Origin of the sequence: Marinobacter sp. (genome assembly GCF_039977835.1) — a bacterium.
GTDB lineage: Bacteria > Pseudomonadota > Gammaproteobacteria > Pseudomonadales > Oleiphilaceae > Marinobacter.
This window is the reverse complement of sequence record NZ_JBDWCL010000006.1, coordinates 20,404-34,611: the sequence shown is the minus strand read 5'-3', so window position 1 is coordinate 34,611 and position 14,208 is coordinate 20,404. Positions and strand designations below refer to the sequence as shown.

Below are 14,208 nucleotides of genomic sequence, written 5' to 3'. Positions count from 1 at the left end.
GAGTCAGTCATGAATTGCGGTCATTCGGATGAACCGACCGGAATCCCACGCTGATCCTGTTCCAGACGTTGATGGCGCCAATCAGTAACGTCAGGTCGACAAATTCCTTCTCGGTGAAGTGCGCCATACCCAGCTCATAATCATGAGCCGGTGCCCCCGTTTCTGCCACCTTTGTCAACGCCTCGGTCCATGCCAACGCCGCCCGTTCACGGGGCGTATAGAGCCCGGACTCCCGCCAGGCGGACAACAGGTAGAGCCTTGGCTCGCTCTCGCCCATCGCACGGGCATCGCTGGTATGCATGTGCAGGCAGTATGCACAGCCGTTGATCTGGGATGCCCGCGTTTTCACCAGATGTATCAGGCTCTCTTCCAGCCCACAATCGCGAACGTATTCTTCCAGCCGGGTCATGGCGGCGATGGCGTCTGGAGAGGCTTTATAGGCATTCAGGCGTGTTCCCATGGTCTTACTCCTCTGGTTTGGTGGGAATGTTTACAGAGGTAGACGAGACAGCGCCGGCTTTTGTGACATGTTGGCTGTTGGTGTGCGTTACCACAACCGCACCACCAGCCAGGCGGGCGACTTCCCTGCCCTGGGCATGCCAGCCCCAGGGCGACCGTTCATAGGCGGGGTGGTCGCGGCTTGCGGTCTGGACACCCGATGATTCTTAAACTTTTATAATCAAATATATGTACGCAACCATTTCAGTATCTTGGAGATGACTCTGGCGACTTAGGACGGTTTGTATAAACCCATGTTATTGTCGGCAAACCTCCTGTGTGGCACGGTGACATTCGCAGTTACGCAACAGTGAAACGGATTGGCGCCGTTGTGGATTTAAGTTCGTCCCAATCTTGCGGAAAAAGGACTACCGGAATGAATAAAGATACTTTGGAAGGTAACTGGAAGCAGCTCAGAGGCAAAGTGAGAGAAAACTGGGGCAAGCTAACCGATGATGAGATTGATGAAATCGGAGGCCGCAAAGAGAACTTTGTCGGCAAAATTCAGGAAAAGTACGGTATGAAAAGGGATGAGGCTGAAAAAGAGTGGGATAAGCTCACCAAGTAATCTTTTTCAGCATCCACTGGATTGATGCATGCCTCGTGGCGTGCGAATTGAGTTAACAACTGGCTACCTGTTTGTTTAGCCCGCCTTCCGCTCTCGGATGGCGGGCTTTTTTGTATAGATTGACCGGTCAAAGGTCGTCGGGCTGGGGCGGAGGCCCTACGGTCACTCCACCAAGATCCTCATGTGCCAGGCCCCGGATCAAGGCAAACATCATCGTGAACACGAGGATAAACATAGGCAAGCCCACCACCGTGATGACCTCCTGCAGCGCGGTCAGGCCGGCCTCACCGGCCAGCACAATCAGCATGGCAGCCAACACGCCCTCCGACACACCCCAGAACACCCGCTGATGCCAGGGGCCCGGCTCCGGGGTTCCGGTGCACAGCATGTCGACCACCAGGGAAGCTGAGTCCGACGAGGTGGCAAAGAAAATGGCCACAATCACCACCGCCAGCCCCTGGATCAGGGTGGCTGCGGGAAAATGCTCGAAGAACGCAAACAGGGCCAGCGGAATGCTTTCGTCCACAGCTTCGGACAGAGCCCCCGCCTGCGCGCCCATTGCCGCCCGGGCATCCGCTCCGATGCCGTCTATTTCCATGGCGGACCAGCCAAAAATGGCAAACCAGACCAGAGTAAAGATCGACGGAGCAAAGAGTACGCCCAGCACAAATTCGCGGATGGTCCGGCCCTTGGAAATCCGCGCCACAAAGATCCCGATAAAGGGGGACCAGGTCACAGTCCAGGCCCAGTAGAACACCGTCCAGCTACCTTGCCAGCCCCAGCCACCGTCATTACCGCTATAGCTGGCCAGCGTGTCGTTCCAGAAGGCCATCGGCAAGAGGTTCGTTATATAGATTCCGAAGGTCTCGACGATGGCCCGGAGCAGAAAGACCGTTGATCCGGTAAAGAGCACGAACACCATCAGGCCAACGGCCATACCGATATTAATGTTGGACAGGCGTTTGATGCCTGAGTCCAGCCCAGCCACGATCGACCCCACGGCGACGGTCGTCAGTATGGTAATGATCACTACCTTGGTGATCACGGCATCGGGAATACCAAACAATTCTGTGAGCCCGGCATTGATCTGCTGCGTACCAAGCCCGATAGAGACTGCAACGCCAAAAAGCGTCCCCAGCACCGCAAAAATATCGAGGGTCTTGCCGACGGGCCCGTAAATACGGTCGCCAATCAGGGGATAGAATACCGAACTGAAGCGCATCGGCAGATTGTACCGATAGATAAAGTATGCAAATGCCAACCCCGGCATGGTAAAGATCGCCCAGGTGTGCAAACCCAGATGATAGATGGAGAAGCTCATGGCATCGTCAGCCGCCTCCACTGAGAAAGGGGCGACATCTGGCCGGGGCGGGCTGGAGAAGTGCGATATGGGCTCGGCAACGCCCCAGAACATCAGCACCGTGCCGATACCACCCGCAAACAGCATCGTGAACCATGAAATATTGTTGTAGGCCGGCTTGGCCTCGTTACCGCCCAGGCGGACCGTCCCGTAACGACTGAGTGCCACCCAGAGCAGGAACGCCACCCAGGTTGTCACCCCCAGGATAAAGAACCAGCCAAGATTGGTCACGATCCATTCCCGCCCTGCCCGAAAGGCTTCTCCAATCGGTCCGGGAGCGATCAACAGCACCACGAGAAACACAACCATGATTCCCGCAGAGATAAAAAAGATGGTGGGATCGGTCCTCAGACCGAGCTTTCGGGCAAGAGCTTCCATGATCATTCTCCCTGTGGCCTTCCGACAACATAGGAGCTAATTGGCGATCATGCCAAGTTGTTAGCAAAACTTCATTTGGGTAAATATCACGCTGAGTCCGAAACAGAGGGCCATGCCGCCCTCTCAGTCGTCATCGCGGAACGCAGAACGGTGAAACTCCACGGCGTCGTTCGCCTCCTTTACGCCCGCTTCCAGCAATTCCGGTATATCTCCGCCCGCCAGTGTTTCCAGCACCGCATGAACCCCCTGGGAGAGCGAGGTCAGGCTGTAGCCACCTTCCAGCACCAACGCAAGTCTGCCTCCACAATGCTGGTCAGCGATGTCCTGAACGATACGGGTGATTACCTTGAAACCGTCGTAAGTCAGGTTCAGAGCCATATCATTACGGTGGGGATCAAATCCCGCAGAAACGAGTATCAGGTCCGGTTTGAAGTACTCTGCCGCCGGCACCAGTATCTCCCGGTACACTTTTTCGAAGGCGATGTCTCCGGCTGACTCCGGCAGCGGAACATTAATGGTATAGCCCTCGCCGAATCCAGCGCCAACTTCTTCCATATGCCCGGAACCCGGATAAAAGGGGGCTGCGCAATGGGTGTCGAAAAACAGCACGTCCGGGTCTGCCCAGAAGATATCCTGGGTACCGTTCCCGTGGTGCGCGTCCCAGTCAATAACCAGCACGCGCTCACAGCCCAGTTTTGCCTGGGCGTGGGCTGCCGCCACCGCAACGTTATTCAACAGGCAGAAGCCCCTTGCCCTGACCGGTTCAGCGTGATGACCCGGCGGACGCACCAGCGCGAACGCACTCTGACACTCGCCGTTTACCACGCTCTCCACGGCTGCAATGGCATTGCCAGCCGCAGCCAGGGCAGCGTTTACGCTGTCGGGCGAGACGGCAGTCGTGTCAGAGTCCACCCAGGCACTCTTCCCGAACAGAGATAGAAAGTGATCCAGATAGGAGGTGGTATGCACCCGGGCAAGCTGGTTATAGGTGGCCGCACTCCCACTTTTGAACTGGACACCGGGCACAGGATGTTGCTCCAGGTACTTCATGACGGAGGTCAGCCGGCCCGGATGCTCAGGATAACTCCACTTGAAATCCAGACCCTGGAGAATGTGTCTGACGCGTTTTTCCACGCGGCTGGGAACAAAAGGCAGATCCACCTGGGGGTTATGACCAAGCATGACCTCATCATAAAAGACATTCACGGTTCGATCGCCTAGCACTCCAGTCTCCTTCTCGCTTTGAGCCTCTTCACGGTACCGGCTTCCAGGGCCGGTTGTTCAGAGCTTCCTGCACTGCGGTTGTGAATGCCGCGGCACGCACCCCTATTGTTTTAAAGCCCAGCCGGGTCCAGGCCGCCTTGGCCTCTTTATTTGATGCAGAGTACTCCAGAACCAGCTCATAAGCACCGCGACTCTCCGCGAATGCCACCAGGCTACGCAGCAGGTCGGGAAAAATACCCAGCTTGCGAAAGTCCGGCTCCACCCAGACATCATCAATGAAAGCCGACCGGTACTCCACGTGACTGGTCTGCTCCCAGATGCCCTGATTGCGCAAAATATAAATATAGCCCATACCAACAAGCCCTGTTTCCGGCACCTCCGCCACCATAATGTGCTTGTTCGCATCGGTCAGCGACGACAGCAATACCCCGTGAAGACGATCCCATTCTCGCTCCTGCAGGTTCTGCGGGGGGGCTCCCGAAACGTGCAGGGCCAGGCTGGCGAGGAATTCCACAAGCCTGGACAGGTCATCTTCTACGGCTTCCCGTATCAGATACCTCCTGGCGGTCTTCTTACTGGCCATACTATGCCTCCGGTCAGACCACTGCTCGTGCCCGCAACGCGGGGATCTGTTCGGCAGGAAGCGGGCGGGAGAAAAGATACCCCTGGCCATAAGTGCAATGCTGCCTGTGCAGGAAGGTCAGTTGTTCACTTTTTTCAATGCCTTCGGCTACCTGATCAAGCCCCAGGGCCTTGGCCATCTCGATGATGGTGCGGGTAATCGTTGCGCCATCCTCACACGTCGGCAGACCTTCTATAAACGAACGGTCGATTTTAAGGCTGCTCACCGGCACCCGGCGAAGGTAGGCAAGCGAGGAGTAGCCGGTACCAAAATCGTCGATGTTAATCTGGATATCCCGCGCCTTCAGCCGAATCAGGTTACGTTCCACGGCCTCACTGTCCCGCACCAGGGAATGCTCGGTGATTTCAATACGCAGCAGCTTTTCGGAAACCTGCGCGACGGCCAGTCGCTTGAGCAACTCCTCCGCAAATGCTGGCTGCACCAGTTCAGCCGGAGATACATTCACTGCAACGGTAATATCCCAATCAGGCTCCATGCACCAGGTCTGCAACTGCCGGCAAACTTCCTCACGCACCCATCGGCCAATTGGCACAATCAGGCCACTTTGCTCCGCCAATGGAATGAACCGCTCCGGGGACACCTGGCCCAGTTCGGGGCACCGCCAGCGCAGCAGGGCTTCAACACCCGTCATTTTCCCCGTGGTTAATGAAAAAATCGGCTGGTACATCAGATAGAACTCGTCTCTCGCCAGCGCCCCCTTCAGGCATGACTCGATTTTGAGAATTTCGGAGAACGCATCGGAATGGGCAAGCTCGAAATAATGCACGGGCTCGGCCGCGCTCTCAGGGCTTACTCGAATCGCCGCCGACGCCTGCTCAATCAGGGCCTCCGGAGTATCGCCCTGATCGGGGAACAGGCTGCCTCCGATGCGGACTCTCAAAAAATGCTCGTTGCCAAGGCAACTATAGGGGCGCTCCAGTTCTGCATGAATCCGGTGGGTCACTTCTTTGCGCTGGCTTTCACTATGTACCGGAAAGACCATCGCCAGCTCATCACCCTGCAGGCGTGCGACTGAACCGCCCTTGGGGCAGTTTTCCCGCAACCGTTCAGCCAGCTGCTGTAGCAGTTCATTTCCGCCCTGGATACCCAGGCTCTGGTTAATCAGGCGCAGGCCGGTCACGTTGAATAACAGCACCGCCACCTGCAGGGATTCCATGGCAGCCAGCTGAAGAAGCTGGCCCAGGCGGTCCAGCATCAAATGACGATTGGGTAATTGGGTCAGTGGGTCGTAATAGGCTGAGCGCTCTATCGAGCCTTTCAGGGTCAGAAGATCTGCCGTGTGGGCAATTTCATTTTCGATCAGGTCCGCAAACTGGCGGAGGCGGATACGATACTCCTCATCGAAGTACCGGGGGTAATGATCCAGCACACAGAGCGTACCCAGCGCGTGACCACGAGGCCCCCGCACCGCAGCCCCCGCGTAAAAGCGAATATAGGGGTCGCCGGTTACCAGTGGATTACCCGCAAAGCGGGGGTCATCCAGCGCGTCGGGTACAACCAGCAACGAATCCTGGTTTATGGCGTGCCCACAAAATGAAATGTCGCGCGGGCATTCGGAGATGTTCCAGCCCACTCTGGATTTGAACCACTGCCGATCTCTGTCCAGTAAGGTGATCAATACTATGGGAAACCCGAAGACATTGGCCACCAGGCTGGTATAACGGTCAAAACGCAGTTCCGAGGCAGTGTCCAGAAGCCGAAGACCATACAACTCCTCCAGGCGCTCCTCCTCTCCCTCTGTAATGTCTGGCGGAACATACGTATTCTGGTGCATGGCTATCCAAAGCCTCCGGAAGAACCCTTCTCCCAGTGTAGGATATAAGTCAGCCATTAGCATGAATGGCAAAATGGCGGCTTTGAACTGTTTGGTCCAGACTATGATCAGGAAGTGAGTATCCATTTCGACAGGGCGTCGGGGGCCAGCGATGATAAGGATGCATGGAGAGTATCGCCGGCATTTGCGATCCGGGATCAGACTCCCGGTCGTTCTGAAGTATGCCAACCACACCATTGAAACCAATACACTGGATGTATCAGCAAGCGGATTACGCCTGAAAAGACCGGAAGGAGTGTATATCCGCCCTGGCGAGGTTACCGACGTCGACTTTCCCGATAATGCCGATATGAGCGTTGCGGCGACCGTGGCCTATACCGGCAAGTCCCACATCGGTCTGGAGTTTTACCGCAGGCGCTTTTCTGAATACGAACTGAGGCAGCTCTATGACGTTGCGCCCTCCTGGCAACGCCTCAAAGCCAGAAGCAAGCGTGCGCTCTGGAAGAATGCTCGCCGTTTTGCGATTTTTTCTGCCAATACCTACCTGCGAGCCCCCATTCATGCCCTTGCCCGGCCCCATTTTCTGTTTGCGGTATACGGTAACAGGGAGCAGGCAGCCTCCTATTTCACCCCCCGTATGGCGAAGCGAATGCCGCCCAACCTGGTGATTGGTTACATTCGCAACCAGAACATGCGCGGCCTCCTGGTGGCATCGCAATTTATGGAGGATGAATTAGAGGAAGATTCTGAAAAAGTTCGCCTCTACCTGGACGGATTGCAACGGGACTATCCCGACGTACAGCGGATCGCCCTGGTCGGACGGCTGCCGAACTTCGTCATGAAAGCCGGTATCGACATTGCCGAGCCGCTGGTGGAAGGAAGTCTGGGAACGCGATATATGATCTGGGATGTGGCGCGGAAGATGCTCGATCGCCCCCAGTACTGCCAGCAGACCAGCATCGTCGTGCTGGGAGGCGCCGGCCGCATCGGTAGTGCGGTGTGTCAGGACCTCACCAGCTTGTATGACAGGGTGATCGGATTTGATCCCCGCTATGAAGAAGACCGGGAAATAGCCACAGACGGCGGCACGATATTACTGACCTCCTCACCCACCCATCTACAGGACGAAAAGCTTTTCATTGGTTTAACCCATCATGGCGATGCTGTACTGGACCTCCAGCAGTTTATAACCCCGGGAGCCCTGATCGCCGATGACACCCATCCCTGCATCAGCCTGAAGGCGCGGGAAAGTCTGCAGGAAAGGCAGATCGCGGTGGAAAAGGTGGTGCTTTCGCACGAAGAATTCCTGATGTGGCCACGCATGCCAGCCTGGAGCAACCGGGATATTCCAGGATGCCTGGTCGAGGCCCTGGTTCTGCTTCGCCAGCCGGGCGTCGGCGACGCCGAGTTTTCCGCCTTTTGCCAGGAAGCCGAATTTCTTGGTTTTACCGGCCGCCTGATCAGCCCCCTGGACGAGTAGGAAGGACAGGGATGCATCATGATGAAACTGACAGGACTAGCGGCACTGTCTCTCCTGTTCACCCTGACCGCCAGTGGCAAGGAACTGACGGTTCAGGAAGGCTCTGGTCACTACCGCCTGAACAGTCACATCGAGTACCTGCTGGAGGGTGAACTGAGTCTTGGTCAGGTCCTTCAGCAGAACCAGTGGCAGCAAAAGCACGATGACAGCGTCCTGAACCTGGGGTTCACCGAACAATCAGTCTGGCTCAGGACTTCTCTGGATATTCCTGAACCTTTGAGCCGCCAGTGGTACCTGGTGATTCCTTATCCACTTCTGGAGGAGGTGGACCTCCATATAGTTCGGGGCAATCAACGGCCGGCAATCTACCACACCAGTCGCCAGGAAACCGAAAACAGCCGGACACAGACCCACAGCTACCAGGTGGCTCTGCCGTTACCACGTGACCTGACCGGTCAGGTGGACCTGTTGCTGCGGGCACGGTCAGCGACGGCACTGCAAGTGCCAGTGGAACTCTGGCCCGAGGACCGCCTGCTCCTCAGGTTTTCAATGGAGAGCCTCTATTGGGGCGCCTACTTCGGCGTTCTGGGTGCACTGGTAATCTACAACCTGTTCCTGTTTCTTTCCCTCAGGGATCTGGCCTACGGCTATTACGTGCTGTACATCGGCTCAATTGGTCTGCTGATGCTCTGCATTTCCGGTGCCGGGAGCGCATGGATCTGGGGCGGGCAGCCGTTGCTTCCCCGATATGCCCTGCCCGTCAGCACCGCCTTGGCGTCGCTATCTGCCCTGATGTTCGCCCGCAGTTTCCTGAAATGGCAGGACATTTCTTCCCGCTGGGACCGCAGCATGGGGATCGCGGCGGGCCTCGCCGGGGTGCTGATCGTCTACACCTGGATCGATCCCATAAACGGTTCGATGTTTGCTGGCTTGCTGGGTGCCCTGGTGATCGTATTGCTCATCGCCGTGGGCCTGGCTGGGTTGAGGGCCGGCGTTGTCATTGCCCGCTACTTCGTGCTGGCCTGGACAACCTTTGCCATCGGCGCCTCCCTGTATTTACTCAGTGTCTTTGATCTACTGCCGGTAAACCTCGTTACCACTCATGCCGTGCAGGTTGGCTCCGCGGCAGAGGTGCTGCTGCTCTCGTTTGCCCTTGCCCATCGCATCAAGGATGAACGGGCCCGCAAGCTGGCGGCGCTGCGGAAACAGCAGATGGCCGAGCGACAGGTTCGGGATCTGGAACTGCAGTCCCTTGAACAGGCCATGCACGATTCAACGACCAGAATGCCCAATGCCTCTCTGCTCAACCAGCAGCTGCAAACAATGATGAGGCAGAACAAGCGGGTTGCGCTCGCGCTGGTCCACTATCCCCAGATCAAGGATATTGCGTCCAGCATGGGCCACAGGCTGGCAGAAGAAATGCTCTGTCAGTTGATGAACAAACTCAACCACACACTGGCGGGGCTGGACGGTGTGGTCTGCCTGGAAAGCCGGCAACACGCCTACATTGCCATACCGGAATTCGGTTCAGCGGCATTTGTGATTGATCTTGACCTGCTGGATGGACCACTGGAGCCGTTCGTCGCACAGATGGTGGGAAACCATGAAATTTCCGTCCATGCCGTCAGGCTGCCTGTGTTCATGAATTTACACTGCGGCGTGGCGATCGCCCCTGAGCATGGCGACAGTACGGAAATCCTCTATCAACACGCCTCGGCAGCACGGGACCGCAGTGAATCAAGCAAGGTTCCGGTGCAGCTCTACAACAATGAGATCTCCGATTTCGCGCGCCGCCGCCTGGATCTGGTGACCGCACTGCCGCCGGCCATCAAGGCCGGAGAACTGGAGCTTTACCTGCAACCACAGATGAACAGCACCGGCCAGGCGTTGGTGGGTGCCGAGATACTCTTACGCTGGGACAGTCCGCGTTTTGGGCCAGTGCCTGCCGGGGAGGTGATCGAGATCGCCGAAAATGCCGGCTTGATGGATCTGCTATCGCGTTACATCGTGGCCCGGGCATGGAGAATCATGCAGGTGCTGCAGGAACGACAATTGCCCATTACCTGCAGTATCAACCTGTCGGTCCAGAATCTGACAAACAGCCATTTCGTTTCATATGCACTGGCGGGGATCCGGGAACACGCGCTGCCAATGAACCGGGTGATCTTTGAAGTAACGGAAACCTCCATGATGCACAACATGGATGCGGTGATCGGGTCCCTGCTTCGGATCGCCAATAGCGGCTGCCACATCGCCCTGGATGATTTCGGAACGGGTTATTCATCCCTCGCCTATCTGAGCCGTCTGCCAATCCATGAACTGAAGATCGATGGCTGCTTCATAAGCCAGATGGTGTCCAGCCAGAATGACCTGGGCATTGTCCAGAACACCCTGAAACTGGCACGCACCCTCAACCTGGAAGCCGTAGCCGAGGGAGTGGAGGACAACAACACCAGAGAGCTGCTCAGCAATCTGGGCTGCCACCGGCTGCAGGGCTACCTGTTTGCCAAACCGATGCCACTGGAGAAATTCTGCGATTGGGCATGGGTACACCAACATTGAACCCGGCAGCGCGTTGGCCGCCAGCCCTATCCCTCAGCCACAGCACTTCTTGAATTTAAGGCCGCTGCCGCACGTGCAAGGGTCATTGCGCGAAGGTACTTTCGCCGTGGTAACAGTCGCCCCTTTGTTCTGAAGCACCGTCAGTTCGGTGATGGATTCAACCGCACCCTCGCTGGTATCCACCGTTACGTTTGCATGCAGGCCGGCCTTGGCCACCTGGGCTTCGATTTCCTGTTTGCGCGCATCACTGGTAACAACCAGCGTTAACGGGAACTTCCTGCTACCACTCTTCTTACTGGCGTTGGTCTGAAAGCCGCCGTAAGCAGTGTGGTGCTGGCGTGCATCCTGCCGGCCTTTGAAGAAAAACTTGTCTGACATACTGAAGTCTCGGTGAGTAGAAGAGTACCCGGGCGCTCAAAGAAAGGCTGACTGCCACTGGCAGGGACGTTTTAGCATGCTTACGGCTCGGGATATATAGGCAGAGGTACGTTTTCGTAATCGACATTGAGGCGTGTGGCCCCGCCCTTCATTCCCATTCCGCAAGCAATCAGGGCGCTACGTTGAGCAGGCACTCTTTGGCTTCATTAATACGAGCGGCCAGGTAGTTGCTCCCACCACGGTCCGGGTGCACTTTCTGCATCATCTTGCGGTGAGCCTGGACGATATCTTCCCGGCTGGCGCCGGGCGCCAGGCCAAGAATGTCCAGCGCTTCGCTCTCGGTGAGGGGGCCACCTGAACTGGCGCCACCACCAGGTTCACCATCGCCGGTGCCAGCGCCAGCAGGGTCGTCGTCACGCCAGGAGTCACCGAACCGGCGGTCGAGATAGGTTTCCAGCAGCCGGGCCGAGTCCTCGTCTTGCTCCCGGCAGTATCGTAGCAGCTCGATAAATTCGCTTTCGCCCAGGTCCTTCAGCTCCCGCCCGGCCATGGGACCCTTCAGGACCCTGCCACTCATGGTTTCGGAGTCGTGGTCGAGGGTCATGTCCAGGATATCGCTTGCAACATGGGATTGATTGCCGGTTCCGGCCCTGGCATTTCCCGCCCCCGCCAGGCTTCCCGTCAATAAAGACGGCAGCACCCGGCGAAGAAACGGAAAAAGAAACGCCAACAGCGCAAACAGAAAGTGCAAGCGACCGGTAATGGCCAACAGAACCACCATCCCGATACCGGCTGCCAACACCAGTTTGATAATCGCGGGCTTGCGTTGGGCGGGCGGCTGGTTGCGCAGCCAGACCCACGCGAGAACCGCCATGACAATGACCAGAAGCGTTAGTGGCACTCGGATACCCCGGGCTCATCGGCCCCTCAATGGATTGTGGCCAGTGCTACCTGATCTGCCGGGTCAGGCGCCTGACTTCGGGGGAGCTGCGGCTGGAAAAATCCTGCAATGCCCTGGCTCCCCCGGAAGCATAGACCGCAACAGCCGCCATAAGATCCTTGAGAACCTGCGGGCTGTTTCGATCAAAGGGTGCGTAGGCGCCGCCGGACAGCTTGCTCACCTGCTCGAACACCGCCCTGGCATGGGCCTCGCCGCCCTCATGGAACATGAATACCGGGGTCCTCAGCATGCCCAGTTCTCCGGCGGTATGGCAGAGCTCGTCCGCCGGCTCCTCGCAACAATCTCCGATAAATACCACGGCTTTGACGGGCTTCTCACGAGTTTCGTTCACGGCGTGGGCCAGCACCCGGCTGATCTGGGTGCGGCCACCCAGGCAGGAGACGCCGTTCATCAGGCTCAGCAATTGGCCCGTATCGGTAACAAACTTCGTGGCCTTGAACTCGCCAAAGCCACGATAGTAACAAAGCTGTATCGCCAGCCCGCCCAAATCCCGGGTAGCCAGGAACAATTCACTTTGCAGGTGGCACGCCTCATCCCAGGTGGCCTCCCGACTGGCCGTGGCGTCCAGTGCAAATATGAGCCTGCCCTGCCCCGAACGCTGCCGGGGCAGCTTGCGGACCTCGTTTATAAACTGGTCGATAGACTGTTTGTCGGATTTAGTGCGCAGCTCTTTGTCAGACATAAGCTTCTGATTACCATCTGGCCTGATGGCCGCTAAAGGTTAGCCAATGCCTCAGGCACTGGCGTGTCGCCGGACACCACATCGAAAACACGATCAGTGGTGTTATCCGCATCCAGTACCGCCAGCAGCACGCGGGCCACATCCTGCCGTGGAATCTTGCCGAACTCCTCCAGCCTCTCGCTCAGTGCAACCTTGCCCGTGCCTTCGTCATTGGTCAGCTGGCCCGGGCGTACAATGGTGTAATTGAGGCCGCTCTTCTTCAGGTGTTCATCGGCATTGTGCTTGGCCCAAAGGTAATGGCGAAGCTTTTCCGGGCCCTTTTCCGGTTCCTCTGCACGCATGCTGCTCACCATGATAAAACGCTTGATACCCATGGCCAGGGCGGTATCCACCAGCCGGATAGCACCGTCCTGGTCTACGTCGATGGTTTTATCCGGCCCGGTATGAGGGCCGGAGCCGGCTGTGAAAATGACCGCATCGCAGCCCCTCATGGCCTCGCTACAGTCGTGCTCCAGATCGCCCAGCACGGTTTCCGTAGCGCCCAGCTGCTGAAGTTCCGGGCCTTGATCCTGGTGCCGGACCAGGGCCCGCGCCTCATGATCGGTGTCTGCCAGTTCCCGCAACAGATGTTGCCCGATTTGTCCGTTGGCGCCTGCAATGAACACATGCATGGTGGATCTCCTGGTTATCTGTTTGGCGTGCGTACCCTCTATAGCTGAGTGCACTGCAGGCACAATTCAAGGCAGCGGATCCGTCAAAACGCTATTGTTGATATACGTATAAGAATAGCTCTGATCACTGGAGGACGATATTGTGTTCAGCGAGCGTTATTCTAAAACCACAGGTTCTGCGACATCCTGGTTTTTCCCTCTGGCGGTCCTTCTGGCAGCCATCGTGGCCCTGCCGCGTGCCGTGCAGGCTTCAAGTGACACCTACCTGCTCTACCGCCATTGGCAGCCCTACGACTGGCCGGAAAATACGCCCTCCGCCACCGAGGTAACCCGCTCCCAGCGCGCACTGGGCTGGCGCCGACAGGGGGCCACAGGTGCTTTTGGCGTTGATTACGATTATCAGCCTCTGCGTATACGCACCGGCGACCCCGCCCACAATGGCCATTTACACCGGGTAACCTTCGGGGGTACCTGGCAGCACCGGCTTTATCGCGTGGAGGCACGGGCAGGCTTGGCTGGCACCTCCAATATGTTCAAGCACCAGGCATTTCATAGCGATGTGGTGAACGGCCGCATCGCTATGTTCCGGGCCGTGAATGAGCGCTCGTCCCTGAGCCTGGGGGTTGGCGGCGATCATCGTTTTGGTTCTTTCCGCTGGCTTCCGCGAGTTCGCTGGGAGTACGCCAATGATAGCGGCCACTGGCTGGCAGACCTGCCCGTCATGCTGCGATGGCAAAGCCACGGTGGGCGCTGGCAGCTCCGGCTGGAACGCAAGGGGGATCGCTGGGCCACTCTCGACCATGCCCGGAACGTGGAAAACGCGCTTTACCTGCGCGAATGGAGAGTAGAGCTGACGTACCGGCTCAGAGCCGCGGGCCAATTGTGGCCCTCGGTCGTGTTGGGAATCGGCGCAAGTGTGGACACCCGTGTCCGGTACCAGGATCTGGAAGCAGGAACCCAGGATCAACGTCTGGGCGATACCCTTTTCGGGAGTGTAAAGCTCGGCTGGTAAACCTGACTCAAAGCTGC

General features: G+C 57.5%; 13 protein-coding genes. 4 read left to right on the top strand and 9 right to left on the bottom strand.

Features of this window, described 5'->3' with window-relative positions; translation table 11 throughout:
• Positions 1–7 precede the first annotated feature (7 nt).
• Entirely contained in the window at positions 8–460 is a 453-nt protein-coding gene (locus tag ABJM11_RS02455) for a carboxymuconolactone decarboxylase family protein (protein ID WP_348294879.1), read from the bottom strand.
• 414 nt (positions 461–874) lie between these two features.
• Between ABJM11_RS02455 and ABJM11_RS02450 the strand changes: the two genes are divergently transcribed.
• Positions 875–1,066 carry a CsbD family protein gene (locus tag ABJM11_RS02450; RefSeq protein ID WP_348294880.1) on the top strand — a complete coding sequence of 64 codons (192 nt, stop codon included), beginning with the start codon at positions 875–877 and terminating at the stop codon, positions 1,064–1,066.
• A 127-nt stretch (positions 1,067–1,193) separates the two neighbouring features.
• On the opposite strand, the gene ABJM11_RS02445 is transcribed toward ABJM11_RS02450, so the two are convergent.
• From ABJM11_RS02445 to ABJM11_RS02430, 4 genes are all read right to left on the bottom strand, one after another.
• Complete coding sequence (locus ABJM11_RS02445) at positions 1,194–2,804, bottom strand: BCCT family transporter (RefSeq protein WP_348294881.1); 1,611 nt, start codon at positions 2,802–2,804, stop codon at positions 1,194–1,196.
• 123 nt (positions 2,805–2,927) lie between these two features.
• A complete protein-coding gene (locus tag ABJM11_RS02440; RefSeq protein ID WP_348294882.1) occupies positions 2,928–4,028 on the bottom strand; it encodes a histone deacetylase in 1,101 nt (366 codons plus the stop codon).
• 28 nt (positions 4,029–4,056) lie between these two features.
• Positions 4,057–4,611, bottom strand: a complete 555-nt coding sequence (locus ABJM11_RS02435; RefSeq protein ID WP_348294883.1) for a GNAT family N-acetyltransferase — start codon at positions 4,609–4,611, stop codon at positions 4,057–4,059.
• Between the two features lie 13 nt (positions 4,612–4,624).
• A complete protein-coding gene (locus ABJM11_RS02430; protein ID WP_348294884.1) occupies positions 4,625–6,445 on the bottom strand; it encodes a sensor domain-containing phosphodiesterase in 1,821 nt (606 codons plus the stop codon).
• A gap of 151 nt (positions 6,446–6,596) precedes the next feature.
• Between ABJM11_RS02430 and ABJM11_RS02425 the strand changes: the two genes are divergently transcribed.
• A complete protein-coding gene (locus tag ABJM11_RS02425) occupies positions 6,597–7,925 on the top strand; it encodes a PilZ domain-containing protein (protein ID WP_348294885.1) in 1,329 nt (442 codons plus the stop codon).
• 18 nt (positions 7,926–7,943) lie between these two features.
• Positions 7,944–10,487 carry an EAL domain-containing protein gene (locus ABJM11_RS02420; RefSeq protein WP_348294886.1) on the top strand — a complete coding sequence of 848 codons (2,544 nt, stop codon included), beginning with the start codon at positions 7,944–7,946 and terminating at the stop codon, positions 10,485–10,487.
• Between the two features lie 33 nt (positions 10,488–10,520).
• On the opposite strand, the gene ABJM11_RS02415 is transcribed toward ABJM11_RS02420, so the two are convergent.
• From ABJM11_RS02415 to ABJM11_RS02400, 4 genes are all read right to left on the bottom strand, one after another.
• Positions 10,521–10,865 carry a PBPRA1643 family SWIM/SEC-C metal-binding motif protein gene (locus ABJM11_RS02415; RefSeq protein WP_348294887.1) on the bottom strand — a complete coding sequence of 115 codons (345 nt, stop codon included), beginning with the start codon at positions 10,863–10,865 and terminating at the stop codon, positions 10,521–10,523.
• Positions 10,866–11,034: 169 nt separating this feature from the next.
• Positions 11,035–11,766 carry a DnaJ domain-containing protein gene (locus ABJM11_RS02410; protein ID WP_348294888.1) on the bottom strand — a complete coding sequence of 244 codons (732 nt, stop codon included), beginning with the start codon at positions 11,764–11,766 and terminating at the stop codon, positions 11,035–11,037.
• A gap of 46 nt (positions 11,767–11,812) precedes the next feature.
• On the bottom strand, positions 11,813–12,508 hold the full coding sequence (locus tag ABJM11_RS02405) for a VWA domain-containing protein (RefSeq protein ID WP_348294889.1): 696 nt from the start codon (positions 12,506–12,508) through the stop codon (positions 11,813–11,815).
• A gap of 32 nt (positions 12,509–12,540) precedes the next feature.
• Complete coding sequence (locus ABJM11_RS02400; RefSeq protein WP_348294890.1) at positions 12,541–13,179, bottom strand: SDR family oxidoreductase; 639 nt, start codon at positions 13,177–13,179, stop codon at positions 12,541–12,543.
• A gap of 142 nt (positions 13,180–13,321) precedes the next feature.
• On the opposite strand from ABJM11_RS02400, the gene ABJM11_RS02395 reads away from it, so the two are divergent.
• Complete coding sequence (locus ABJM11_RS02395) at positions 13,322–14,191, top strand: hypothetical protein (RefSeq protein ID WP_348294891.1); 870 nt, start codon at positions 13,322–13,324, stop codon at positions 14,189–14,191.
• Positions 14,192–14,208 lie beyond the last annotated feature (17 nt).